Consider the following 23,564-nt stretch of genomic DNA (forward strand, 5'->3'; position numbering starts at 1 on the left):
GCGCCGCCGCGACCCCGCTGGTGAAGAGGACCGCCCGCGACCGGCGCCCGCTGCTGCTGGCCGGGCTGTGCGCCGCCCTGCTCGCCTGCGCGCTGCTCGCCGCCGGCACCGGCGCCTACGCCATCCCGCTCGGCGACATCCTCGCCTCGCTCGCCCACCGCGCCCACCTCGGCGGCCACGCCCTGGACCGGGTCCCCGAATCGGTGCTGTGGAACGTCCGGCTGCCCCGGGTGGTGCTGGCCCTGCTGGTCGGCGGCGCGCTCGGCTGCGCCGGGGCGCTGATGCAGGGCGTGTTCGGCAACCCGCTGGCCGAACCCGCCGTGATCGGCGTCTCCTCCGGCGGCGCGGTCGGCGCCGTCAGCTGCATCGTGCTCGGCCTGGACGCGCTCGGCTCCTGGACGGTCACCGCCGCCGCGTTCGCCTCCGGCCTGCTCACCGTCGGCGCCGTCTACGCCATGTCGCGCAGCGGCGGCCGCACCGAGGTGGTCACCCTGCTGCTCACCGGCGTCGCCGTCAACGCGTTCTGCGGCGCGCTGATCGGCCTGCTGCTGTTCACCGCCGACACCGCCGCGATCAGCCAGGTGACGTTCTGGCAGCTCGGCTCGCTCTCCCAAGCCAGCTGGACGAAGGTGCTGGCCGTGCTGCCGTTCGCCGCCCTCGGCCTGGCCGTCGCCCCCCGCTACGCCCGCCGCCTGGACCTGCTCGCGCTCGGCGAACGCCCCGCCCGGCACCTGGGCGTGGACGTCGAACGGATGCGGATCGTGCTGATCACCGTGGTCGCGCTGCTCACCGCCGCGGCCGTCGCGGTCAGCGGCATCATCGGCTTCGTCGGCCTGGTCGTCCCGCACCTGCTGCGGATGCTGGCCGGCCCCGGCCACCGCTTCCTGCTGCCCGCCTCCGCCGTCGGCGGCGCGCTCGTCCTGGTCGCCGGCGACCTCGCCGCCCGCACCCTCGCCGCACCCGCCGAACTCCCGCTCGGCGTCCTCACCGCACTCCTCGGCAGCCCGTTCTTCTTCTGGCTGCTGCGCCGCACCCGACGCCGCCAGGGAGGCTGGGCATGACCGTGCTGCTGGAAGCCGAGGGCATCGGTTTCGCCGTCGGGGGACGGGAGTTGCTGGCGGACGTCGACCTGACCGTGCGGGCCGGGGAGATCCTGGCGCTGCTCGGCCCCAACGGCGCCGGCAAGTCCACCCTGCTGTCCGTCCTGGCGGGCGACCAGCGCCCGGCCCGCGGCGAGGTGCGGATCGACGGCCGCCCGCTGGCCGGGCACCGGCCCGCCGAACTCGCCCGCCGCCGCGCCCTGCTGCCGCAGACCCACGAGGTGTCCTTCCCGTTCCCCGCCGTCGAGGTGGTCCGGATGGGACGCGCCCCCTGGGCCGGCCGCCGCACCGCCGACCAGGACGAACGGGCCGTCGCCCGCGCGATGGCCGCCACCGACTGCGCACACCTGGCCGAACGCCCGTTCACCGCGCTCTCCGGCGGCGAACGGGCCCGGGTCGCGCTGGCCCGCGTCCTCGCCCAGGACACCGCGCTGCTGCTGCTCGACGAACCCACCGCCGCGCTCGACCTGCGCCACCAGGAACTCGTGTTGCGGGTCGCCCGGAAACGTGCCGACGCCGGACACGGCGTGGTCGTCGTCCTGCACGACCTGACGCTGGCCGCCGCGCACGCCGACCGGATCGCACTGCTGGACGCCGGGCGCACCGTCGCCGTCGGCCCCACCACCGAGATCCTGGACGCCGACCTGCTCAGCCGGGTCTACCGCCACCCCGTGGAGGTACTGGCGCACCCGCGCGGGGGCGCGCCGATCGTGCTGCCCGAGCGCCCCGAGAAACAGATTGACGGATCGTCGGCCCGGGAAGATCCCCGGTTGGTGGGCGACCGACCGGGCGAGATCCGGGCCGCAGGGCGGTCCGGGCGGGTGACCCGGGAGGGCGGTCCACATGTCCGCGCCAGGTGCGGGTACCCGCACCAGCAGGAACCGGACCACCCGGAGGCACCACATGCAACTCACCATGCTCCTGCTGCTCACCCCCCTGATCCTCGCCGGGGCCGTCACCGCGACCCGCGGCTCCGCCCGCCGCGGCCGCCACCGCGCCGACCCGCGCGGCCGGGAATCCTGACAGGCCGTCACTCCTCGTACCGGACGGTGAAGCGGGTCCCGCCGTACCGGCCCGGCCCGCCGAGGCGCAGCACCAGCAGGGTGCCGCACCGGGCCCGCGCCTCCGCCAGCCGCGCCCGGTCCGCCCGGTCGGTCCGGATGGTCCGGGTGGACCGGCCCGGCGATCGGGGCGGGACGCTCCAGCGGCGGTGACGCAGTCGGCCGGAGCCGATCCCCCGGCGCGGCGTCCGCACCCCGTCCCGGAGCGGGAGCGGCGCCCCCGGCCGGTCCCAGTCGATCCGCAGCTCCGGAGTGCCGAACTCCGGACCGGTGGATCGGGCCGGGCCGTACTCCGGGGCGGCATCCAGTCCGCGATGCCGTACCGCCGGAGCTCGTCCAGGACGTCGGCCACCTCGCCGCGGACCCCGAAGTAGGCGACGGCCCGCAGCTCGCAGGTGACCTTGCGGGCGGAGGGGGAGCCGAAACCCGCGAACTCGGTGCGCCGGGAGAAGGTCTCCGCGCAGTGCGTCACCACGTGCTCCAGGCCCCCGCACGCGCCCACCCGCTCGACCACCGCCCCCATCGCGCGCTCCGCCGCCGCCCGGCGCGACTCCACCCCGGGCGACTCGACCAGCCGCCGCAGCTTCCGCTTCGACGGCCCGCTCAGGTTCGTCCCGCCGAACCGCACCAGGGCGAGCGCCCCGACCAGCCCCAGCGTCCTGGCGCACTCGGTCGCGAACGACCTCCGCTTCCCCGTCATCCCGCACCTCCGGCTCCACCCTCGGCGAGCCGGGGGCCGGACGCATGAGTACGGGTACTCAGCCGGCCCCGGCGCCGGCCGCGGCGGCGCTGCTGTGCGCCCGGCCCGGGCGAGGGGGCGCCGGGCGCCCGAGGGGCGGGGCGGGCGTCAGGCGGCCGGTTTCTCCCAGACCGAGACGTGCCGGGTGCTGTGCTCGGTGAACGGCGTCCGCGTCCACCCGTCCCAGCGGTCGCGGAGCCGCAGGCCGGCCAGTCGGGCCATCAGGTCCAGTTCGGCGGGCCAGACGTAGCGGAAGGGGACGGTCCGGGCGGTGCCGCGGCCGTCCGGGGTGACCTGGAGGTAGTGGCAGGTCGCGTCCTGGGTGACGGTGTCGTAGGCGGTGTAGGCCCACTCGCCGGGGCCGGTACGGAACGGGACGGTGTTCTGCCCGGCCGGGATCTTGCGCAGCTCCGGGACCATCACCTCGACGACGAAGCGGCCACCGGGCGCGAGGTGGTCGGCGGCGTTGCGGAAGCAGGCGACCTGGGCCTCCTGGCCGGTCAGGTTCATGAGGGTGTTGAAGACCAGGAAGACCAGGGCGAAGGGCCCGTCGGCCGTCAGGTCCGCCTTCGCGGTGGCGAAGTCCCCGAGGGTGACGCCGATCGACTCGCCGCCGGGCTTGGCGCGCAGGCGCCGCACCATCGCCCGGGACAGCTCGATGCCGTGCACCGGAACGCCGCGGCGGGCGAGCGGCAGGGCGATCCGCCCCGTCCCGATCCCCAGCTCCAGCGCCCTTCCGCCGCCCGCCAGTTCGGCGAGGACGTCGACCGTCCGGGCGATGACGTCCGCCCGGAACTCGGGCCCCGAGGACTCGTCGTACCGCTCCGCCACCTGCTCACCGAAGTACCCGTCCGCGTCGCTCACCGGCCGACCGTACCGCGCGGGCGGCGCGGGGGCCCGGCATTTTCCCGGCCGCAACTCCCGCCGCCCAAAAGGCCGTTCGGCCTGCGGGGGTGAGAAGGGCGGGGGAGCGTCAGCGGGTGCGGTGGTCGATCAGGGCGGCGATGCCGTCGAGGATGCGGGCGATGCCGAAGTCGTAGGCGTCGTCGCGGCCACCGGGGGGTTCGGCGAGGGCGGCGGCGAGGGCGGGGTAGCGGTCGGCGTGGGTGTGGACCAAATCGCCGAGCGCGCGCAGGAGTTCGGCCTCGGGGGAGCCGTCGCGGGACTGGCGGTGCTGGGCGGCGATGGTGCGGACGTGGCCGACCAGCAGGACGGCGGCGTCCATGCGTTCCGCGCCGGACAGGCCGTGGCCGTCGAGTGCCGCCACCACCCGTTCCAGCCAGGCCAGTTCGCGCGGGCCGGTGGGACGCGGAGCGGCGAGGGCGTCCAGCAGCCAGGGGTGGACGGCCAGCACGGCGGACATCCGGTGGGCCCAGTCGGCGAGCTGCTCGCGCCACGGGGCACCGCTCGCGGGCGGGGGGTCGCCCGCGACGTGCTCGACCATCAGGGCGACCAGTTCGGCCTTGCCCGGCACGTACCGGTACAGCGCCATCTTGGTGTGGTCGAGCAGCCCCGCGACCCGCTGCATGGACACCGCCGCCAGGCCCTCGGCGTCCGCGATGCCGACCCCGGCGCGGGCGATCGACTCCAGGCTCAGGGACGGCTTCGGCCCCCGGGTCGGCCGGGCAGGCGGGCCCCACAGCAGCCGCAGCGCCGCGTTCGGTTCCGGCACGGTCCCTCCTCGCTCCGCGGGCCGGCCTTGTGCGCGACCCGGAACTGTGTCTACCGTACACAGCAATGAACCGCGTCCGGTGGACGCAGTTTCTCGGCGGTGACGCCACCCGAGGAGGAAGCACGTGCGGATACTGATCTCCGGCGCCGGCATCGGCGGCCCCGCGCTCGCGTACTGGCTCGCCGGTACGGACACCGGCCCACCGTGGTCGAACTCGCCCCCGGACTGCGGGCCGGCGGGCAGGCCGTCGACTTCCGCGGCCCCACCCACCTGACCGTCCTGCGCCGGATGGGCCTGCTGGACGAACTGCGCGCGCACCGCACCGGCGGCACACCCATGACCTTCACCGACCCGCGCGGCCGGACCAGGCTGCGGCTGCCCGCCGAGTTCGCCGGCGGCGAGGTGGAGATCCCGCGCGGCGACCTCGTCCGGCTGCTGCACCGGCACAGCGCGCCCGGCACCGAGTACCTGTTCGGCGACACCGTCACCGCCCTGCGGCAGCGGCCCGACGGCGTCCTGGTCTCCTTCCGGCACGCCCCCGAACGGCACTTCGACCTGGTGATCGGCGCCGACGGCCTGCACTCCCGGGTCCGCGCCCTCGCCTTCGGACCGGAACGGCGCTACGTCCGCCACCTCGGCTACTACGCCGCCACCTGGCCCTTCCCCAACCGCCTCGGCCTGCCCGCCGGCAGCACCGGCGTCAACACCCCCGGCCGGCTCGCCGCCGCCGGGGCCGACCCCCGCGACCCCGACCGGGCCGGCGCCTTCCTGCTGTTCGCCGCACCCGAACTCCCCCTCGACCGGCACGACCCCGCCCGGCTCAAGGCCCTGCTGCGCGAACGCTTCGCCGACCTGCCGCACCCCGTCCCGCACCTGCTCGCCACCCTGGACGAGGTCGACGACCGCGACCTGTACGTCGACTCGATCAGCCGCGCCGACGTCCCCGCCTGGTCCGACGACCGGATCGCCCTGCTCGGCGACGCCGCCTGCGGCGCCACCATCGGCGGCATGGGCACCGGCACCGCCCTGGTCGCCGCGTACGTCCTGGCCGCCGAACTCGCCCGCGCCGACGGCGACCACCGCGCCGCACTCACCCGCTACGAACGCACCGTCCGCCCCTACGCCCGACGCTGCCAGCGCGGCGGCGACCGCACCGGGCCCTTCCTCGCCCCGCGCACCGCCCACGGCCTGTGGCTGCGCAACACCCTGCTCGGCCGGCGCCCGCTGCTGAACCGCATGCTCGCGATGGGGGAGGACATCGCCACCCTCGACCTGCCCGAGCCCGCCCGGGTGCCGCAGGGGTGAGGGGGCGGCCGTCGGTCCCGTTCCGTCCTCGGGTGAAAGTTTCGCGGGGCCGGCAGGCTCCCCGCAGTGGCCGGGCGCGGGTGGGGCGGGCGCGAAGGGCCTGTTCGGCGGCGGGTCGACGGTGGTCCGGCCCGCTGGCGCGGGGTCAGGGGCGGTCGGGGTGGCGGGAGTTCGCGGTGTCCGGGGCCTGCCGTGAGGGCGGGGCGGGCCGCTAGCATCGGGCGCGGTTCGTTGCGGGAGCGCTCCCACGTTCCGGTTCCCGCATCGGCCCCGGTCAGCATGCCCCCCACCCGGCTGCCGTCCGCCTCTCCCACCCGAGAGCACCCCACCGGAGGACACCGTGCACACCCCCGACCCGCACCGGCACACCCCCGTCCCGCCCGTCCGGCCGACCCGTCGGGCCGCCGCCCTCGCCCTCGCCGCCGCGACCGCGGCCGTCGGCCTGGTGGTCGCCGCCCAGGGCGGCGCGGGCGCGGCCGTGCAGGGCAGCCTCGCCGCCGACACCCAGTTCTACAAGGACCCGACCTCGCAGGTCGTCAAGTGGGTCGCCGCCAACCCCGGGGACTCCCGCACCCAGGTGATCTCCAAGCGGATCGCCAGCCAGCCGCAGGGCATCTGGTTCTCCAACTACCGCCCCGACAGCGTCACCTCCGACGTCCGCGCGGTCACCTCGGCCGCTGCACAGGCCGGCCAGGTGCCGGTGCTGGTGGCCTACGCGATCCCCAACCGGGACTGCGGCGGCGCCTCCGCCGGCGGCGCGCCCGACCTGCCCTCGTACGACGCCTGGGTCGGCAAGTTCGCCGCCGGGCTGGGCAGTTCGCGCACCGTGGTGGTGCTGGAGCCCGACTCGATCGCGCTCACCACCTGCCTGAGCGCCCAGCAGCAGAACGACCGGTTCGCCTCGCTGGCCCGCGCCGTCACCACCCTTCACGCCGCGAACCCGAACGCCAAGGTCTACCTCGACGGCGGCCACTCCACCTGGAACTCCGCCGCCGAGCAGGCCAACCGGCTGCGCGGCGCGGGCGTGCTGAACGCGGACGGCTTCTTCACCAACGTCTCCAACTTCAACACCACCGCCAACGAGAGCTCCTTCGCCCGCAACGTGCTGAACGCCCTCGGCAACCCCGGCAACCTGCACGCCGTCATCGACACCAGCCGCAACGGCAACGGCCCGGCGGGCAGCGCCTGGTGCGACCCGTCCGGCCGCCGGATCGGCAACTACCCGACCGCCGCGACCAACGACAGCGCCGTCGACGCCTTCCTGTGGATCAAGCCCCCGGGCGAGGCCGACGGCTGCGCCGCCGCGGCCGGGACGTTCGTCCCCGACATCGCCTACCAGCTGGCGCAGAACGCGCCCGACCCGAGCACGCCGTCCCAGCCGCCGTCCTCGCAGCCGCCGACGTCCCAGCCGCCCACCTCGCAGCCGCCGACGTCCCAGCCGCCGACCTCGCAGCCGCCGACCGGGAACGCGGCCTGCTCGATCGCGTACCGGGCCAACTCCTGGGCGGGCGGCTTCACCGCCGACGTGACGGTGAAGAACACCGGCTCCGCCGCGATCTCCGGCTGGACGCTCGGCTGGACGTTCCCCGGCGACCAGAAGGTCACCAGCGCCTGGAACGCCAAGGTCACCCAGAGCGGGGCCGCCGTCACCGCCACCGACCTCGGCTACAACGGCACCCTGGCGGCCGGTGCGTCCACCGCCTTCGGCCTGCAGGCGACGTACGGGTCGAACAACACCACCCCGACCGCCTTCACGCTGAACGGCGCCGCCTGCACCACCTCCTGAACCACCCTCCCCAGCCCCGCCGGCCACCCCCCACCCGAGGGCCGGCGGGGCACCCTTCCGTTCCGCGCCGGGTCAGGGCCGGAGCTGGACGGCCGTCACCATCACGTAGCCGACCAGCAGTCCGAACAGGCACACCGCGGTGATGTACCGGGGGGTGAACGGCAGCCCGCGAGCGACGGGTAGAGCAGGACGGCGCCGCCCGCCGCGAGGTCGGCGATGTACAGGCCGTCGGGCGGGACGATGCCGGTGCTGCGGGCGGCCCAGCCGGTGGCGATCAGGAAGCCCGTCAGCAGGGTGAACCCGGACAGCAGCCCGGACCCGATCGCCCCGAGCGTCGGGTGCGGTTCCGGGAACGGCTCGCCCTCCGGGACCTCGGGGCGCAGCCGGTTCGCCACGCGAGCGCGCCCACCGCGAGCACCAGCGCCCCGAGGGCGCCGAGCAACGGAGCAAGGTTCAACGACTCCTCCTGGAGAACACGAAGTGCTGCCCCGCGAGGGCCGCGAGCACGGCCGGCAGCAGGACGGTGACGAGCAGGACGGTCGCCCAGACCGAGGGTTCGAGCGGGCCCGGCCCGGCCGGAGTGTCCGGCGGCGGGGCGGCGACCAGGGTCGAGTGGGCACTGCCGGCGGTCGGGACGGGGGCGGGTGCCGGGGGCGGCGGGCTCGCCGCCCGGGCGACGGCCGTCGGGGCCGGAGCCGCAGTCTGGGACGGAGGGTGGGGAGAGGCGGACGGGGTGCGGAGGGGCGTCGGGTGCGAGGCGGCGGGGGACGGGGTCGGGGTCGGGGCCGGGAGCGGCGTCGGGTGCGCAGTGGGTGCGGTGGTGGGAACGGGAGTTGGCGACGGGTGTGGTGTGGGGGTGGGGGTCGGCGTCGGGGTGGGGACGGGCGTCGGGGTGGGGGTGGGCGTGGGTGCCGGGTGGTGGCAGTGCCACGGCCACGGCCAGGGCGGGTGGTGCGGCAGGGGAAGCGAGGGCAGCGGAGGCAGGGGCGGGAGCGACGGGAGCAGGGGCGGCGGGTACGCGCCCGCGGCATGGTCCATTGCCCGATCATCGGACCGTTCCGGTGGTGCGCGGTAGTCGTTCGGGGTCAAACCCCACCGGCCGGTGAACCCTCCCGAGCTGCGGCGGAACGTTCGAACGTGGATCGGTCGCCCGTTCGGTCGGTGGCGGCCGCGGTCAGGGCCACCGCCGCCGCAGCCAGCACCGGCCAGCCGGTGCCGAGCAGCAGGGCCAGGACCGCCGGGCAGCTCACGGCCGCGGCCAGGCGCGGCGCGCCGGTCAGGACCCGGACCGCCGAGGCCGTGCAGGTCAGGTAGACGGTGAGGAACAGGGCGGTGGGGACCGCCACCAGCTGAGCGGTGGTCAGCAGGCCCGAGCCGACCAGGGCGAACAGCGGGACGCCGATGAGCGCGGTCGCGGCCGGTACCGCGAGCGCACCGCGCCGGCCGGCCGCCGCACCGGACGGGAGCAGGGCGTCCAGCAGGGCGGCGGCGCCGGTCAGGTAGGTGTTGGTGGCAGCCAGGGTCAGGACCAGGGCCGCGCCCGCGGCCAGCAGCGGGCCCCGGTCGCCGATCGCGGCGCGCATCAGGTCGGCGAGCGGCACGGAACCGCCCGCGCCCGGGCCGAGCACCGCGACCGTCGCGGCGGCCAGACCCAGGCAGAGCAGCGAGGTGACGGCGAAGGCGATCAGCACCACCCGGCGCAGCTGGCGGCGCGGGTCGCGCAGCCGGGTGGTCAGCGAGGCGGCGGCCTCCCAGCCGACGAACGCGAACATCAGCGGCGGCGCGGCCTGCGCGACGCCCGTCCAACCGTGCGGCAGGAACGGCGTCCAGTGCGCGGCCCGGGCCGCCGGAGCCGCGCCGATCACCGCGAACAGCACCAGCCCCACCAGCGCGGACACCAGCACCAGTTGCAGCCCGGCACCGGTGCGCACCCCCAGCAGCCGCACCGCCAGCACCACCGCCAGCAGCACCAGCCCCGCCCGGACGGCCGCGCCCCCGTCCGCGCCGACGGCCGCCGCCGCGTAGCTCCCGCCGATCAGGCAGACCACCGGCGCCCCCGCGACCACCCCGCCAGGAAGCACCACCCGCGGCCCGGCCCGCCCGCGCCCCAGCCCGGCCGCCGTGTACCCGGCCACCCCGCCGGACGACCCCAGCCGGGTGCCCAGCCCGCAGAACACCGCCGCGATCAGACCGGACAGCGCCAGCAGCCCCAGCCACGCCACCAGCGAGGCCGGGCCGCCGCCCGCGCCGCGAGCCCGGCAGGAGCAGCAGGCTGGCCCGAGCAGCGCACCGATGTACAGCGCGGACGCCCCGGCGGTGGACAGGAAGGCGGCCGGGCGGGAGGAGCCCCGGCGGGAAGCCCGGGAAGCCCGGGAGGCTTGGGAGGCTCGGGAGGTGAGGAGGCGGGGCGGGGACGGGTCGCGGACGGGGTGTCGGTCATGCCCTGATCCTGGCCCCGATCGCGCGGCACCCGCTGGCGAAATCCGCGCCGTGACGGGGCCCGGACGGCACGTCCTGCCGCGTAGCGGTCGTTTCGCGGCACCGCGTGCCGGGGCTAGGGTGCGGGGCATGTCGAGTCCGCAGTACGACCGCATCGACCGCGCCATCCTGGCCCACCTCCAGCGCCACGGCCGGACGCCCAACGTCGACCTCGCCGAGGCCGTCCGGCTCTCGCCCTCCTCCGCCCTGCGCCGGACGAAGGCGCTGGAGGCGGACGGGTGATCGCCGGGTACCGGGCCGAACTCGACCGGGAGCGGGTCGGGTTGGGGCTGACGGTGTTCGTGGCGCTGCGGGTGGAGCAGCACTCGCGGAGACCTCCCGGCACATCGAGGAGGCGCTGTGCGCGATCCCGGCGGTGGTCGCCTGCCACGTGGTGTCGGGCGAGGCGGACTTCCTGGTGGAGATCGCCGTCCGGACCTGGCCACCTACGAGCAGGTGCTGCTGGACGAGATCCTCGCGGTCGGCCCGGTCCGCGACGCCCGCTCCACCTTCGCCATCCGCACCGTCCGGTCCCGGGGGCCGCTGCCGCTCGACCACTGGCCGCCCCGACGGGGGTAGGACGGGGCGGGTGCCCGGGCTACCGGTGGGTAGGGAAGACTGGGCCGGGGCGGTGAGCGCCGCCGTCCCGCCGCTCCGCCGTCCTGTCGTTCCGTCGTCGCGTCCGTCCCGCACCGGAGGTGCCACCGTGGCCGAACCCCTGATCGCCGCCGTCGGCGGACTGCACCCGCAGGTCGACCCCGACGCGTTCGTCGCGCCCGGGGCGGTGGTGGTCGGGGCGGTGACCGTCGCCGCCGGGGCCAGCGTCTGGTACGGGGCGGTGCTGCGCGGGGACGCCGAGCGGATCAGCGTCGGCGCGCTGACCAACATCCAGGACAACTGCACCGTCCACGCCGACCCGTCCTTCCCCGCCGTCCTCGGGGAGCGGGTCTCGGTCGGCCACAACGCCGTCCTGCACGGCTGCACGGTCGAGGACGACGTGCTGATCGGATGAGCGCCACCGTCCTCAACGGCGCCCGGATCGGGGCCGGTTCGCTGGTCGCGGCCGGCGCGGTCGTCCCGCAGGGCATGCAGGTGCCGCCCGGGTCGCTGGTCGCCGGCGTCCCCGCGAAGGTCAAGCGCGAGCTCACCGAGGAGGAACGGGCCGGCATCCGGGCCAACGGCGAGGGCTACCAGCTGCTGGCCGCCGCCCACGCCCGGGACGTCCCCGGGGCGGACCGCTGAGGCCCGGCCGCCCTCGGACCGGTTCCGAGCGGCGGCGGCTCAGGAGACGAAGCCGACGACGCCGAAGCCCGGGCGCCCCTCCACCTGGCGCAGCCAGCCGACGACGTCGGAGACGGCGTCCGCCACGGCGGGCTCCAGCGGCGGGGCGTGGCCGTCCCGCTCGGTCTGCTCGAACTGCTCCAGCGCGGCCAGGCACTGCTTGTGCGTCCACTCGCCGCAGCGCGGCAGGTCGTCCGAGGGGATTCCGCTCGGCAGGCCCCCGTAGTAGCCGAACTCGGCCACCGAGACCGCCGTGATCCGCAGCGCCCGCAGCCCCTCGTCCACCATCTCCAGCCAGGAGCCGCGGAACGGCGAGAAGCTGGAGTTGTCCAGGAAGCTGCCGGTCAGCTCGCACAGGCGCTTGTAGGCGTAGCCGTACTGGAAGACGTACGGGGAGTCCGCCGGGTAGGGGCCGCCGTGCACCACCGCGTGCAGCGCCTCCGCGGCGGTCGGCGCGCCCTCCGCTATCTCGTCGGAGAACCAGTCGTCGTCCGCGGCGAGGCGGGCGCCGAAGCGCTCGCCGACGACCCGGAGCACCTGCTCGTCGCCGGAGCCGACCAGGCCGCGCACGGCGGCGGTGTCGATCAGGAAGGGGCTCAGGGAGGAACTCATGTGATCACCCTAGGTGCCGTGACCGACAGTCAGCTCGGGCGTCCGGCAGTCACAGCAGGCCACGTCAGGGCTCGTCAGGGCTCGTCAGGCCACGTCCGGGCTCGTCAGGGCGCGGCGGCCGAGGGCCAGTGGCCGGAGCGGGCCAGGGCGAGGACGAGGGCGGCGATGTTCCAGGCGTCGTCCGCGCCGCTGTGGTGGCGGCCCTCCAGCGGGAGGCCGGCCAGCTCCAGGGCCTGCGCCATGCCCGGCGTCGGCGCAGGCCGCGGGCGTCCGTGAAGACCGCCTTGGCGTTGGTGTGCCGGTGGCCGAACGGGTACGCGGTGCCCGTGGCCCGGCACTGGCGGGTGAACTGCCGCTGGTCGTAGTCGCCCCAGCTGGCCCAGGGCCGCTCGCCGGCCCGGTGCTCGGTGGCCAGCAGGCGGCAGGCGGCGGAGAACGGCAGACCGGTGTCCACCTCGGGCCCGGTCAGGCCGGTCAGTTCGGTGCAGAAGGCGCTGACGGTCGAACGCCGGGGGCGGACCAGGACGCGGTGCCGGCCGACCCGCTCCAGGGAGTCGAGGTCCACCACCGTCAGCCCGATCTCGATGATCTCGCTGACCTGGCCGGGCGGCGGCTGTCCGTCCCAGCAGGTGGCCTCGATGTCGACCACGTTCAACAGCCCCCGCGGCAGCCCGTGTTCCATGGGGGGATCATGGGCGGAGCCCGCCGCGCCGGTCAATCGGATATCGCCGACACCTGCAGGCGTCGCACCACCGGCGTCAGCAGCGCCGTGCACCACGGCCCCGCGTTCGCTCCACCATCGGCGCCTTCGGCCCCAGCCGACCCTCGTCGGCGTCGCCGGCGGGTTCGGCGGCACCCGCTCCGGCTTCACCCGGCCCAGCCGGAACGCGGAAGTCTCCTCCACTCGCTCCAGCGCCCTGCCCCGGCTTCGGTGACCTGGCCGCGGGAGCCTCGTTGGAACGATCATGATGTTGACCCATGACCCGCACCGCGGCCCGTCCGAGGGCGCTCCCGCGCGGGGCGCACTCCCACCAGTGACAGCTGGAGGCGTCGGCACCGGGCAGGAAGGGCTGGAGCGCATGATCGCGCTCCCCGCCGCCGCCACCTTGGGCACCGACCACCACATCGACGGTGCCCGGACCCTCGCCCGGCTCGGCGCGGACCGCGTCTACATGATGGGCGACAACCCGGCGCTGCCCCCGATGCCCGCCAGGCCCACCCTGGCGGACTTCTTCCGCCTGCGGCTCGCGCAGGACCCTTTCACCGCCCTGCACCTGATCCACAGCGCCCGCCGCGCCCGCGCCCTCGACCTCGGCGACGCGGTGGTCACCGCCTGCCTGCTGCACGACATTGCCGTCGGCGGCCTGCTGCGCAGCCACCACGGGCACTGGGGCGCCCAGCTGGTCGCCCCCTACGTCAGCGAGGAGGTCGCCTGGGCGATCCGCCAGCACGAGGTCTTCCGCTTCTTCCCCGACCCCGCGGTGGGCTACGACTACCCGCAGGCCTACGACGCGTTCTTCGGCGCCGACTACCGTCCGCCCGAGCACGTGCGGCATGCCTACCGGCAGGCCCGTTCCCACCGCTGGTACATGACGGCGCGTCTGGTCACCCTCAACGACCTCTACACCTTCGACTTCGACCCGGACGAGGCGATCGACATCAGCGAGTTCGAGGACGAGCTCGGCCGCTGCTTCCGGCAGCCCCGCGAAGGGCTGGGGTTCGACGACTCGCCCTCGGCACACATGTGGCGCACCATGATCTGGCCCAACAACTTCCTGTAGCGCGGCTCGGCGGCGCCGCGGACTCTGGTCGGCCGTGGCGGTCCAAGCCATCCGTGCGCCGGATGGACCGAGGACCGTCAGCCGCGGAGCTGCCTGACACAGCTGCCCGACCACGACGGAACAAGGCTTAGGGTGGCTGTCGACCGAAGGGGGCGGCGGATGGCCGACGTCAGGGAGCTGATCTGCTATCCCGTGAAGGGGTGCGCGGGCACGTCGACGAGCGAGGCGGTCCTGACGCCGGCGGGCCTCGCGCACGACCGCAGCTTCATGGTCATCGGCGAGGACGGCACCTACCGCACCCAGCGCCGCCACCCCCGCCTCGCCCTGGTCCGGCCCGCCGTCAGCCCCGACGGCACCCGGCTCACCCTCGACTCGGCCGACGGTACGGACCGCTTCGGCACGGTGCGCCTCGACGTGACGACGACCGCGCCCCGCCGCGACGTCGACCTGTTCGGCGCCGCCTTCCGGGGCATCGACCAGGGCGACGAAGTCGCCGCCTGGCTCTCGGAGTTCCTCGGCACCCCCAGCCGCCTGGTTCGGGTGCCGCCCGAGCACGACCGGATCGCCGACGGCCTGACCCCCGGCCCTTCCGGCTACGCGGACAGCAGCGCCGTCCACCTGCTGTCCCGCGCCTCGCTGGCCCTCCTCGACCGGCGGCTGGCCGAACGGGGCGCCGCGCCCCTGCCGATGAACCGCTTCCGTCCGAACATCGTCGTCGGCAGCCACGGCCACGACTCCGAGGGCCACGGCGACGACTGGGCGGCCGTCCCGCACGCCGAGGACCGGGCGCGCCGCCTCACCATCGGCGCGGCCGAGTTGGGCTACGCCAAACTCGCGGTGCGCTGCGCCGTCACCCTGGTGGAACAGGAGACCGGGGCGCGCCGGGGTCCGGAGCCGCTGCGCACCCTCGCGGGCTACCGGCGGGCCGCGAGCGGCGGCGTGGTGTTCGGGACGAAGTTCTCCGTGCTGACACCGGGAAAGCTGTCGGTCGGCGACGAGGTGGCCGTCCGGGAGTGGGGCGACCCCGAACGGATTTCCTAGGGCTGTCCTCACACCACCCGCCGTGCGGGCCCGCGTCGAGCTCGCCTCCGCTCGCGTGGAGAACCACGGGGTCTGCGCGGCTGCCGACAGGAGAACGACGGCCCGCACCACGCGGTGCGGGCCGTCGTTCTCCTGTGCACTACCTCGTCCGGACCGGAGGGGACGCCGGGACGGAGCGCGCTTCAGCCCGCCCTGCCACCCCCTGCTGCGACGGCCTTCAGCGGAAGGTCCAGACCTGGTTGGGCTGGGTGCCGCCCCGCCGTAGCAGTCCCAGATCTGCAGCGGGGTGCCGTTCGCGGTGCCTCGGCCGACCGCGTCCAGGCACTTGCCGGAGTTGGGGTTGGTCAGGGTGCCGTTCGCATTGGCCTGCCACTTCTGGGCGCCGAGCCCGTTGCAGCTCCACAGCCGCACCTGGGTGCCGTTGTCGGTGCGGCCGCCCGCCACGTCCAGGCACTTGCCGGACGTGGTGTTGACCAGGGCGCCGTTCGACCAGGTCCACTGCTGGTTGGGCCAGGTGCCCGCGCCGGTGTAGCAGTCGTACAGCTGGACGGGGGTGCCGTCCGCGGTGCCGCCCTCCTGGTCGTCCAGGCAGCGTCCGCTGCCCTGACCCACGATGCTCTTGCCGCCGCCGCCGCCGTTGTTGTTGCCGCCGCTGCCGTTGGGCGTGTAGGAGAAGGAGTTCACCGCGAGGCCGGGGCCGCCCTGCCAGGGCTCGAAGCCGAACTGGACGCTGGTCATGTACCAGGACGGCTGGAGGTAGCCGCGGTGGATCGAGTCGTCGGTGAAGTCCTTGATGTTCACGGTGATCGCGTTGGTGCCGGACTGGCGCACGTACGAGACGGTGTTCCAGGCGGGGCTGCCGCCCTGCCGGCCTTCCCAGACGTCCCAGGTCGCACCCTCCAGCGACACCGTGCCGACCTTCGACCCGAACGGCGCCGGCGGGCCCTGGTGGTTGGCCCAGATCATCAGCTCCTCGCCGTCGTTCTGCCCGGCGGGGTTGGGGTGGCTGTCGAACCAGATGTCGTACGCGGCGTCCCAGGACCCGGCGGCGGTGCTGAAGGCGACGCTGGACTGCGGGTTGGTGAACGAGGACACCTGCTGCGGCAGGCCGTTGCCGGTCGAGCAGTTGCCGTAGTGGCAGCCGGCGTAGATGGACGGGTAGGCGGCGGGGGCCCCGCCGGTGCCCACGTTGTGGTTGCCGGTGGTGACCTTGAAGCCGTTGTCGGAGACGTCGATGCACTGCTGGATCGAGTCGCCCCACTCGTTGTTCTGCACGATGTACGCGCCGTTCGAGACGGGGGTGCTGCCGAATGTGTCGCAGATGGTGGTGTTGGCACCGGCCGGGCCGGCCGCGGCCACCGGGAGGACGGTGGCCGCGGCCACCAGGGTGAACGCCGTCAGCGCGGCGCGCAGCGTTCGGACGAGAACGGAACCGGGCACGGAGAGACCTCTCTCGTTTCGCGACGTCGGTCAGGACGCCCAGCGGGTGGTCTGGGAGCGCTCCCACAACAGGCAGGACTCATGAAGCCAGCCGGTCATGTTTATGTCAAGAGCGTTGCCGCGTACAAGAGTTGAACCGGTCCCGCGCGAACCGGAGCCCCCCGGGCCCGGCGGTGCGGAACGACCTTCAGGGCCAGAGCGGTTCCTCGGCCCGGCGTTCGGCCTCGCGTAGCACCCGCAGCACGTTGCGGCCGGTCAGTGCCTCCAACTCCGTTGCGGACCAGCCGCGTTCGGCCAGTTCGTTCAGGAGGAGGGGGTAGCCGGACACGTCGGGCAGGTCGACCGGCTGCCGGTCGACGCCGTCGTAGTCGCCGCCGAGGCCGATGTGGTCCAGGCCCGCGACCTCCCGGGCGCGCTCGACGTGGTCGGCGACCTGGGCGGCGGTGGCCTCGGGGCGCGGGTGGGCGTCCAGCCAGCGCTTGAGCTCGGGCGGCGGGGGCCCGCCCGGACCGGCGGCGAAGGCGGCGGCGATCTCCTCGGCCACGGCGGCCGGGCTCTCGCCCGGGGCCGGGTGCCGGGGCCAGCTCCAGGACGCCGGGGGCAGGTCGAGGCGTTCCCGTTCGGCGGCCAACGCGGCCCGCCAGGAGGCGACTTCGGGCGAGATGAAGTCGGGCACGAAGGTCAGCTGGACCACCCCGCCGTTGGCCGGGAGCAGCGCCAGCACCTCGTCGGAGACGTTGCGGGGGTGGTCGTTCACGGCGCGGCAGGAGGAGTGGCTGAAGATCACCGGGGCGGTGGAGGCGGCCAGGGCGGCCCGCTGGGTGGACTCGGCGGTGTGCGAGAGGTCGACCAGCACGCCGATCCGGTTCAGCTCGGCGACCACGGCCAGCCCCGCCGCGGAGAGGCCGCCGACACCGGGGGAGCCGGGGTCGGTGGCGGAGTCGGCCCACGGCGTGTGGTGGTTGTGGGTGAGCGTCAGGTAGCGCACGCCCAGCCGGGCGTAGGCGCGCAGCACGCCGAGGGAGGAGGCCAGCGAGTGGCCGCCCTCGATGCCGAGCAGCGAGGCGATCCGGCCGTCGGCGATCGCCGCCTCGACCTGGTCGGCCGTCACGGCCAGCCGCAACTGCCCGGGGTAGTGGGCGATCAGCCGGTGGGTCAGGTCGATCTGCTCCAGGGTGGCGACGGCGGCCACCGGTTCGGGTAGGTCGGAGGGGACGTAGACCGACCAGAACTGCGCGCCGACCCCGCCCTCGCGCAACCGGGGCAGGTCGGTGTGGAGTTCGGGCCGGTGCCGGTCCAGCCCGGCCACCGAGCCGCCGCTGCGGGCCCGCAGGGCGACCGGCAGGTCGTTGTGGCCGTCGAACGCCGGGCTGCGGCGCAGGACCTCCCGGACGACGGCCTGCGGGGAACCGTCGGAGCTGTCGGAACTCTCAAGGTCGGCAGGGTCGGCAGGGTCGGCAGGGTCGGCAGGGTCAGCCGGGTCGGCAGGGCCGGTCGGGTCGGCGGGGCCCGGGGCGGTGCGGTCCGTCATGGGGCGGTGGCTCCTGTTCGCGGGAGGGGGAGGGCGGCGCGGCGCCGGGCCTGGCGGTCCGGGTCGGGCACCGGCAGCGAGGCGATCAGCCGCCGGGTGTACGGGTGCTGCGGGTCGCCGAGCACCCGGGCGGTGGGCCCGGACTCGACCACCCGGCCCCGGTGCAGCACGGCGACCCGGTCGGCCACCCGCTCCACTACGGCCAGGTCGTGGCTGACGAACAGCGCGGCGAAGCCCAGCTCGCGCTGGAGCCGGGTGAACAGCTCCAGCACCTGCGCCTGCACCGAGACGTCCAGCGCGGAGGTCGGCTCGTCGGCGATCACCAGCGCCGGATCGAGGGCCAACGCCCTTGCCAGCGAAGCGCGTTGGCGCTGGCCGCCGCTGAGCTCGTGCGGGTGGCGCTCGGCCGTCCCGGCCGGCAGCCGGACCTGCTCCAGCAGCTCCCGGACGCGCGCGGCGACGGCGGCCCCGTCCAGCTCGGGCCGGTGCACCCGCAGCGGCTCGGCCACGCAGGCGCCGATGGTCAGGTGCGGGTTGAAGCTGGTGGCCGGGTCCTGGAAGACGTAGCCGAGCCGGCCGCCGCGACCGGCCGCGGTGCCGCCGGCGCGGCGGCGCGGGCCGGTGCGCAGCGTCTCGCCGAGGACGGTGAGGGTGCCGCCGCTGACGGCGGTGAGCCCGGCGAGGGCGCGCCCGATGGTGGTCTTGCCGCTGCCGCTCTCGCCGACCAGCCCCAGCACCTCGCCCGCGCCGATCTCCAGGTCCACCCCGTCCACGGCCCGGAACGCCCGGCGGCCCAGCCGCCCCGGGTACTCGACGGTCAGGCCGCGGGCCGCGACCACCGGCGGGACGCCCCCGTCGGCGGGCCGGGCCGGGCGGGGCGCGGCCTTCCCGAAGTCCGGTACCGCAGAAAGGAGTTGGACGGTGTACGGGTGCTGCGGTGCGGCGAACAGCGCGCGGACGGGGGCCTGCTCCACGATCCGGCCCTCGCGCATCACCGCGACGCGGTCGGCCAGGTCGGCCACCACCCCCATGTTGTGGGTGATCAGCAGCAGCGCCGTGCCCAACTCGTCCCGGCAGCGGCGCAGCAGGTCGAGGATCTCGGCCTGCACGGTCACGTCCAGCGCGGTGGTGGGCTCGTCCGCGACCAGCAGCCGGGCCCCCAGGGCGAGGGCCATCGCGATGACGGCGCGCTGCTGCTGACCGCCCGACAGCTGGTGCGGGTAGTGGTCGACCCGCCGTTCGGGCTCGGGGATGCCGACCTGCCCGAGCAGGTCGACCGCGCGGGCGCGCCGCTCGGCGCGGGTGCCCCGGCCGTGCGCGCGCAGGCCCTCGGTGAGCTGCCAGCCGATCGGGTGCACCGGGTTCAGCGCGGTGGCGGGCTCCTGGAAGACCATGGCCGCCGCCGTCCCGCGCAGCGCCCGCAGCGTGCGGCGGTCCGCGGTCAGCACGTCCACCGGCCCGGCGTCCCCGTGGTCGAGCAGCACCCGCCCCCGGGCGGCGGCCGATTCGGGCAGCAGCCCGAGCACGCTGCGCGCGGTGACGGTCTTCCCGCTGCCGCTCTCGCCGACCAGCGCCACCGCCTCCCCGGCCGCCACCGCCAGGTCCACGCCCCGGACGGCGAGGGCCGGCCCGCTGTCGGTGGCGAACGACACGTGCAGGTCCTCGATCCGGAGCAGCTCCGTGGGCGGCGTCTTGGGCTCAGGCACGGCTCTGCTCCGGGGTGTCGGCGTGCGGGGCGGCGGGCGGGGCGGGCGCGACCGCGGGCGCAGCGGTGGGCTCGGCGGTGGGCGCGGCGACGACCGCGTCGACCACCGCGGGGGCGGCGGCGACCGGCGCGGCGGTCCCGGCGGGGGCGGTCCGCGGTGCCCGGCGGCGGCGCAGGCGCGGGTCGGCGAGGTCGTTGAGGCTCTCGCCCAGCAGGGTCACGCCGAGGACGGCGAGGACCGTGGCGGTGCCCGGGGCGAGCGCCGTCCACCAGATGCCCGAGGTGACGTCGGGGACGGAGCGGTTCAGGTCGTAGCCCCACTCGGCGGCGGAGTTGGGCTCGATGCCGAAGCCGAGGAAGCCCAGGCCGGCCAGGGTGAGGACGGACTCGGCGGCGTTCAGGGTGAGCAGCAGCGGCAGGGTGCGCACCGAGTTGCGCAGCACGTGCCGGAACATGATCCGCAGGCGGCCGGTGCCGATCACCCGGGCGGCCTCCACGAAGGGCTCGGCCTTGACCCGCAGCACCTCGGCGCGCACCACCCGGAAGTACTGCGGCACGAAGACCAGCGCCACCGAGCAGGCCGCCGCCGTCAGGCCGCCGACCAGGCTGGAGCGCCCGCCGCTGATCACGATGGACAGCACGATGGCCAGCAGCAGCGAGGGGAAGGCGTACAGCGCGTCGGCGACCCCCACCAGCAGCCGGTCCGGCCAGCCGCCCAGGTACCCGGAGACCAGGCCGAGCAGGGTGCCGGGCAGCGCCGACAGCACCAGCGAGAGCGCGATGACGGCCACGGCGGTCCGGGTGCCCCACAGGGTGCGCGCGAGCACGTCGTAGCCGCCGACGGTGGTGCCCAGCGGGTGGCCGTGGCCGGGCGGCTGCTGCGAGCCGAACAGCACTCCGCCGTCCTGGAGTTGGGCGTGCCCCCAGGGCGCGAGCCAGGGCGCGAGGAGGGCGGCGAGCAGGAACAGCGCGGTGAGCCCGGCCCCCGCCAGCAGCATGCCGCGCTGTAGGCCGACGCTGCCGCGCACCCGCTGCGGCACCAGCCGGGGCACCAGCCGGGGCAGCCAGGATGGACGGTCCGCACCGGACGGACGGTCCGCACCGGGCGGACGGGAGGGCTCGGGCGGACGGGACGGCTCGAACGGACGGGACGGGGAGGACGGCGAGGACTCGCGGGATGGCTCGGACATCAGTACCTCACCCGGGGGTCGATCAGCGCGGCCAGCGCGTCCACCAGGAAGTTGACCACCGCGACCACCACCGCGAACAGCGCGACGATGCCCTGGACGGCGGCGAAGTCGCGCACTGTCAGGTAGTGGGCCAACTGGTAGCCCAGGCCCTTCCACTCGAAGGTGGTCTCGGTGAGCACCGCCCCGCCGAGCAGCCCGGCGACCTGGAGGCCGAGCACCGTCACCACCGGGATCAGCGCGGGCCGGGCGGCGTGCCGGGTGATCAGGCGCAGGCCGCCGACGCCGCGCGAGCGCGCCGCCGCCACGTACTCGGTGTCCAGGGTGGCGATCAGGTGGGTGCGCACCAGCCGCAGCAGCACGCCGGCCAGCAGCAGGCCGAGGGCCAGCCCCGGCAGCACGCCGTGCCGCAGCACGTCGGCCACCGCCGCGCCGTCGCCGCTGCGCACCGCGTCGACCAGGTAGAGGCCGGTGGTGCTGGACAGGTTCTGCAACTCCAGTTCGACCTGGATCGATGCGCGGCCGGAGACCGGCAGCCAGCCGAGCCCGACCGCGAAGACCAGTTTGAGCAGCAGCCCGACGAAGAAGACCGGCGTGGCGTAGCCGAGGACGGCGGCCAGGCGCAGCACGGCGTCCGGGGCGCGGTCGCGGTAGCGGGCCGCGACCGCGCCCAGCGGGACGCCCACGGCGACGGCCACCAGCAGGGCCCAGCAGGCGAGTTCGAGGGTGGCCGCGCCGTAGGTGCGCAGCACCGCGGAGACGGCCTGGTTGTCGGTGGCGGTGCGGCCGAAGTTGCCGGTGGCGGTCTGCCGCAGGTAGTCCAGGTACTGGGTGAGCAGCGGCCGGTCGTAGCCGGCCGCGTGCAGTTTCTGCTGGAGCTGGGCCGGGGTGAGCCGGTCGGCGAAGGCGGTGGTGACCGGGTCGCCGGTGGCCCGCATCAGGAAGAAGACCGTGGTGAGCAGCAGGAAGACGGTCGGGACGACGAGCAGGAGGCGGACGGCCAGGTAGCGGGCCAGCGGCGAGCGGAGCACGGCCGACAGGGGTCGGCCGTGCTCCTGGCGTCCGCGTCCGCCCAGGGGTGGGGCGAGCGTCATGGCGGGATCTCTCGGGTGTGCGGGGTGCGCCGGTCGGCGGGGGTCAGCTCTTGCTGAGCTCGGCCCAGCGGAACCGGTAGGCGCTGTTCAGCCGCTCGGGCACGCCCTGCACGCCGGCCCGGGTGACGATCGCGGTGGACCCCTGGAGCAGCGGCAGCAGCGGCACCTGCGCGGCGGTGGCGTCCTGCACCTGCTCGATCTGCCGGGTGCGGGCGGCCGGGTCGGTCTCGGTCTCCTCCTGCTTGATCAGCGCCTGCACGGCCGGGTCGTCGTAGCCGCTGTTGACCCAGCTGTCGTGGGAGAAGAACGAGCCGACGTAGTTGTCGGCGTCCAGGTAGTCGGCGTACCAGCCGAGCTGGTAGAGCGGGTAGAGGTCGGCGACCCGGTCCTTGCCGTACTGGGACCACGCGGTGGACTGGAGGTCGACCTTGAACAGGCCGGTGGCCTCCAGCTGGGTCTTGATCAGGGCGTACTCGTCGGCCGAGGAGGAGCCGTAGTGGTCGGTGTTGTACTGGAGGTGGAGGTCGACCGGGGTGCTGACGCCGGCGGCGGCGAGCACGGCGGCGGCGGCGTCCTTGGAGGGGCCGCCGTTCTTGTCGCCGTAGAGCTTCTTGAAGGACGGGGTGGCGCCGGTGATGCCGTCCGGCACCGAGGTGTAGAGCGGCTCGAAGGTGTTCTTGTAGACCTGGGAGGCGAGTTGGGCCCGGTCGACGGAGTGGGCGACGGCCTGCCGGACGGCGAGCGCCTTGGCCGGGTCGGCCTGGCCGGTCGCGCTGCCGTAGGGCTGGGTCTTGAAGTCGAAGACCAGGTAGCGGATGCCGTTGCCGGAGCCGGTGTGGACGGTGACGTCCTTCTTGCCGGAGAGGTCCTGGAGGTCGGCGGTGGGCAGGGTGCGGTAGACGGCGTCGATGCCGCCCTGCTGGACGTCCAGCTTCAGGTTGTTCGGGTCGGTGTAGTACTTGAGCCGGACCTGCGCGGTCTTCGGCGTGCCCAGCTGGCCCCGGTAGGCGGAGTTGGCCTCGAAGGCGACGAGTGAGTTCTTGGCGTAGCTGGTGATGCCGTAGGGGCCGTCCCAGGGCTTGCCCTTGACCACGGCGTCGTCGTCGAGGACCTTGTCGGCGGGGAAGACCTCCTCGTCCAGGACGAAGCCGGCGCCGGTGGAGAGCACCTGCGGGAAGAGGCTGTCGTTGGCCGACTTGAGGGTGAACACGACAGTGGTCGGGTCCGGGGCGGCGACCGAGGCGAGGTTGTAGAGCAGCGAGGACGGGCCGTTCTTGTCGGCGATCCGCAGCTGCCGGTCGAAGCTGAACTTGACGTCGGACGAGGTCAGGTCGTGGCCGTTGGCGAACTTCAGGCCGGGCTTCAGGGTGGCCGTGTACTGGGTGGGCGCGGTCAGCTTGACGTCGGTGGCCAGGTTCGGCGAGACGTCCGAGGTGCCGTTCTTGGCGCTGAGCAGCGGGGAGTAGACCTCGTCCGCGATGGTGCCGGAGCCGGCGTCCCAGGAGCCGGCCGGGTCGAGGCTGACGATCTGGTCGGTGGTGCCGATGGTCAGCACGGAGGCCGCGCCGCCGCCGGAGGCGGAGCCGCCGGCCTTGGCGCTGGTGCAGGCGGTGGCGGAGACCAGGACGGCGGCGCTCAGCGCGAGCGCGGCGGTGGCGCGTCGGCGGGACGCCGGGGTGGGTATGACGACGGTCGAACGGCCGTGTCGGACAGGGGACTTGTGCATGGACGGTCTCCGGGTTCGCGGGTGC

At 75.1% G+C, this 23,564-nt stretch carries 17 protein-coding genes and 4 pseudogenes; 9 read left to right on the plus strand and 12 right to left on the minus strand.

From position 1 onward, the window contains the following. The first annotated feature begins 17 nt into the window (after positions 1-17). Entirely contained in the window at positions 18-1,061 is a 1,044-nt protein-coding gene (locus tag QMQ26_RS35165; RefSeq protein ID WP_282206676.1) for a FecCD family ABC transporter permease, read from the plus strand. After that, positions 1,058-1,825: pseudogene (locus tag QMQ26_RS35170) on the plus strand (heme ABC transporter ATP-binding protein); the annotation flags it as partial. The gene QMQ26_RS35165 and the pseudogene QMQ26_RS35170, both read left to right, overlap by 4 nt. 1,183 nt (positions 1,826-3,008) lie before the next feature. Here QMQ26_RS35170 and QMQ26_RS35175 read toward each other — a convergent pair. Together QMQ26_RS35175 and QMQ26_RS35180 are read right to left on the minus strand one after the other, a co-directional pair. Beyond that, entirely contained in the window at positions 3,009-3,764 is a 756-nt protein-coding gene (locus tag QMQ26_RS35175; RefSeq protein WP_282204143.1) for a class I SAM-dependent DNA methyltransferase, read from the minus strand. 109 nt (positions 3,765-3,873) lie between these two features. Continuing rightward, positions 3,874-4,572 (minus strand): TetR/AcrR family transcriptional regulator, encoded by a 699-nt coding sequence (locus QMQ26_RS35180; protein ID WP_282204144.1) that lies wholly within the window; start codon positions 4,570-4,572, stop codon positions 3,874-3,876. Between the two features lie 204 nt (positions 4,573-4,776). On the opposite strand from QMQ26_RS35180, the gene QMQ26_RS35185 reads away from it, so the two are divergent. Together QMQ26_RS35185 and QMQ26_RS35190 are read left to right on the plus strand one after the other, a co-directional pair. Then, entirely contained in the window at positions 4,777-5,877 is a 1,101-nt protein-coding gene (locus QMQ26_RS35185) for an FAD-dependent monooxygenase (RefSeq protein ID WP_282204145.1), read from the plus strand. 340 nt (positions 5,878-6,217) lie between these two features. Further along, a complete protein-coding gene (locus QMQ26_RS35190; RefSeq protein ID WP_282204146.1) occupies positions 6,218-7,663 on the plus strand; it encodes a glycoside hydrolase family 6 protein in 1,446 nt (481 codons plus the stop codon). Positions 7,664-7,764: 101 nt separating this feature from the next. Here QMQ26_RS35190 and QMQ26_RS35195 read toward each other — a convergent pair whose 3' ends face one another. Beyond that, positions 7,765-8,058 (minus strand): hypothetical protein, encoded by a 294-nt coding sequence (locus tag QMQ26_RS35195; RefSeq protein WP_282204147.1) that lies wholly within the window; start codon positions 8,056-8,058, stop codon positions 7,765-7,767. Positions 8,059-8,748: 690 nt separating this feature from the next. Then, positions 8,749-10,269, minus strand: a complete 1,521-nt coding sequence (locus QMQ26_RS35200; RefSeq protein ID WP_404814021.1) for an APC family permease — start codon at positions 10,267-10,269, stop codon at positions 8,749-8,751. On the opposite strand from QMQ26_RS35200, the gene QMQ26_RS35205 reads away from it, so the two are divergent. Both QMQ26_RS35205 and QMQ26_RS35210 read left to right on the plus strand, forming a co-directional pair. Further along, positions 10,232-10,384, plus strand: coding sequence for an Lrp/AsnC family transcriptional regulator (locus QMQ26_RS35205; RefSeq protein WP_282204148.1), 153 nt, complete (start codon positions 10,232-10,234; stop codon positions 10,382-10,384). The genes QMQ26_RS35200 and QMQ26_RS35205 overlap by 38 nt on opposite strands. A 463-nt stretch (positions 10,385-10,847) precedes the next feature. Continuing rightward, positions 10,848-11,383: pseudogene (locus QMQ26_RS35210) on the plus strand (gamma carbonic anhydrase family protein). A 39-nt stretch (positions 11,384-11,422) separates the two neighbouring features. On the opposite strand, the gene QMQ26_RS35215 reads toward QMQ26_RS35210, so the two are convergent. Next, positions 11,423-12,034, minus strand: a complete 612-nt coding sequence (locus tag QMQ26_RS35215) for a DUF7691 family protein (protein ID WP_282204149.1) — start codon at positions 12,032-12,034, stop codon at positions 11,423-11,425. Positions 12,035-12,138: 104 nt separating this feature from the next. Further along, positions 12,139-12,716: pseudogene (locus QMQ26_RS35220) on the minus strand (exonuclease domain-containing protein). Positions 12,717-13,113: 397 nt separating this feature from the next. Here QMQ26_RS35220 and QMQ26_RS35225 point away from each other — a divergent pair. Together QMQ26_RS35225 and QMQ26_RS35230 are read left to right on the plus strand one after the other, a co-directional pair. Further along, positions 13,114-13,815 carry a hypothetical protein gene (locus tag QMQ26_RS35225; protein ID WP_282204150.1) on the plus strand — a complete coding sequence of 234 codons (702 nt, stop codon included), beginning with the start codon at positions 13,114-13,116 and terminating at the stop codon, positions 13,813-13,815. A 159-nt stretch (positions 13,816-13,974) separates the two neighbouring features. Continuing rightward, positions 13,975-14,856 carry an MOSC domain-containing protein gene (locus QMQ26_RS35230; RefSeq protein ID WP_282204151.1) on the plus strand — a complete coding sequence of 294 codons (882 nt, stop codon included), beginning with the start codon at positions 13,975-13,977 and terminating at the stop codon, positions 14,854-14,856. 315 nt (positions 14,857-15,171) lie between these two features. On the opposite strand, the pseudogene QMQ26_RS38530 reads toward QMQ26_RS35230, so the two are convergent. Then, positions 15,172-16,131, minus strand: a pseudogene (locus QMQ26_RS38530) (GH12 family glycosyl hydrolase domain-containing protein); the annotation flags it as partial. Between QMQ26_RS38530 and QMQ26_RS35240 the strand changes: the two are divergent. Further along, complete coding sequence (locus tag QMQ26_RS35240) at positions 16,058-16,381, plus strand: hypothetical protein (protein ID WP_282204153.1); 324 nt, start codon at positions 16,058-16,060, stop codon at positions 16,379-16,381. The pseudogene QMQ26_RS38530 and the gene QMQ26_RS35240 overlap by 74 nt on opposite strands. Positions 16,382-16,483: 102 nt before the next feature. Here QMQ26_RS35240 and QMQ26_RS35245 read toward each other — a convergent pair whose 3' ends face one another. Genes QMQ26_RS35245 through QMQ26_RS35265 form a run of 5 tightly spaced genes read right to left on the minus strand, consistent with a single transcriptional unit; the run spans position 16,484 to position 23,539 of the window. Continuing rightward, complete coding sequence (locus QMQ26_RS35245; RefSeq protein ID WP_282204154.1) at positions 16,484-17,827, minus strand: dipeptidase; 1,344 nt, start codon at positions 17,825-17,827, stop codon at positions 16,484-16,486. Continuing rightward, positions 17,824-19,533 carry a dipeptide ABC transporter ATP-binding protein gene (locus QMQ26_RS35250; protein WP_282204155.1) on the minus strand — a complete coding sequence of 570 codons (1,710 nt, stop codon included), beginning with the start codon at positions 19,531-19,533 and terminating at the stop codon, positions 17,824-17,826. The genes QMQ26_RS35245 and QMQ26_RS35250 overlap by 4 nt, the downstream gene beginning before the upstream one ends. Continuing rightward, on the minus strand, positions 19,526-20,722 hold the full coding sequence (locus QMQ26_RS35255; RefSeq protein ID WP_282204156.1) for an ABC transporter permease: 1,197 nt from the start codon (positions 20,720-20,722) through the stop codon (positions 19,526-19,528). Before QMQ26_RS35255 ends, QMQ26_RS35250 begins: the two co-directional genes overlap by 8 nt. Continuing rightward, positions 20,722-21,813, minus strand: a complete 1,092-nt coding sequence (locus QMQ26_RS35260; protein ID WP_282204157.1) for an ABC transporter permease — start codon at positions 21,811-21,813, stop codon at positions 20,722-20,724. Before QMQ26_RS35260 ends, QMQ26_RS35255 begins: the two co-directional genes overlap by 1 nt. 43 nt (positions 21,814-21,856) lie before the next feature. After that, on the minus strand, positions 21,857-23,539 hold the full coding sequence (locus tag QMQ26_RS35265) for an ABC transporter substrate-binding protein (protein WP_282204158.1): 1,683 nt from the start codon (positions 23,537-23,539) through the stop codon (positions 21,857-21,859). Between the last annotated feature and the right edge of the window lie 25 nt (positions 23,540-23,564).

The sequence above is a fragment of the Kitasatospora fiedleri genome (assembly GCF_948472415.1).
GTDB lineage: Bacteria > Actinomycetota > Actinomycetes > Streptomycetales > Streptomycetaceae > Kitasatospora > Kitasatospora fiedleri.

Bases quoted from the DNA above. Each gene is read 5' to 3' on its own strand.
- QMQ26_RS35205 (WP_282204148.1), top strand. From the start codon at position 10,232: ATGTCGAGTCCGCAGTACGACCGCATCGACCGCGCCATCCTGGCCCAC.
- QMQ26_RS35200 (WP_404814021.1), bottom strand. From the start codon at position 10,269: ATGGCGCGGTCGATGCGGTCGTACTGCGGACTCGACATGCCCCGCACC.
- QMQ26_RS35255 (WP_282204156.1), bottom strand. From the start codon at position 20,722: ATGTCCGAGCCATCCCGCGAGTCCTCGCCGTCCTCCCCGTCCCGTCCG.
- QMQ26_RS35260 (WP_282204157.1), bottom strand. From the start codon at position 21,813: ATGACGCTCGCCCCACCCCTGGGCGGACGCGGACGCCAGGAGCACGGC.
- QMQ26_RS35245 (WP_282204154.1), bottom strand. From the start codon at position 17,827: ATGACGGACCGCACCGCCCCGGGCCCCGCCGACCCGACCGGCCCTGCC.
- QMQ26_RS35230 (WP_282204151.1), top strand. From the start codon at position 13,975: ATGGCCGACGTCAGGGAGCTGATCTGCTATCCCGTGAAGGGGTGCGCG.
- QMQ26_RS35225 (WP_282204150.1), top strand. From the start codon at position 13,114: ATGATCGCGCTCCCCGCCGCCGCCACCTTGGGCACCGACCACCACATC.
- QMQ26_RS35265 (WP_282204158.1), bottom strand. From the start codon at position 23,539: ATGCACAAGTCCCCTGTCCGACACGGCCGTTCGACCGTCGTCATACCC.
- QMQ26_RS35215 (WP_282204149.1), bottom strand. From the start codon at position 12,034: ATGAGTTCCTCCCTGAGCCCCTTCCTGATCGACACCGCCGCCGTGCGC.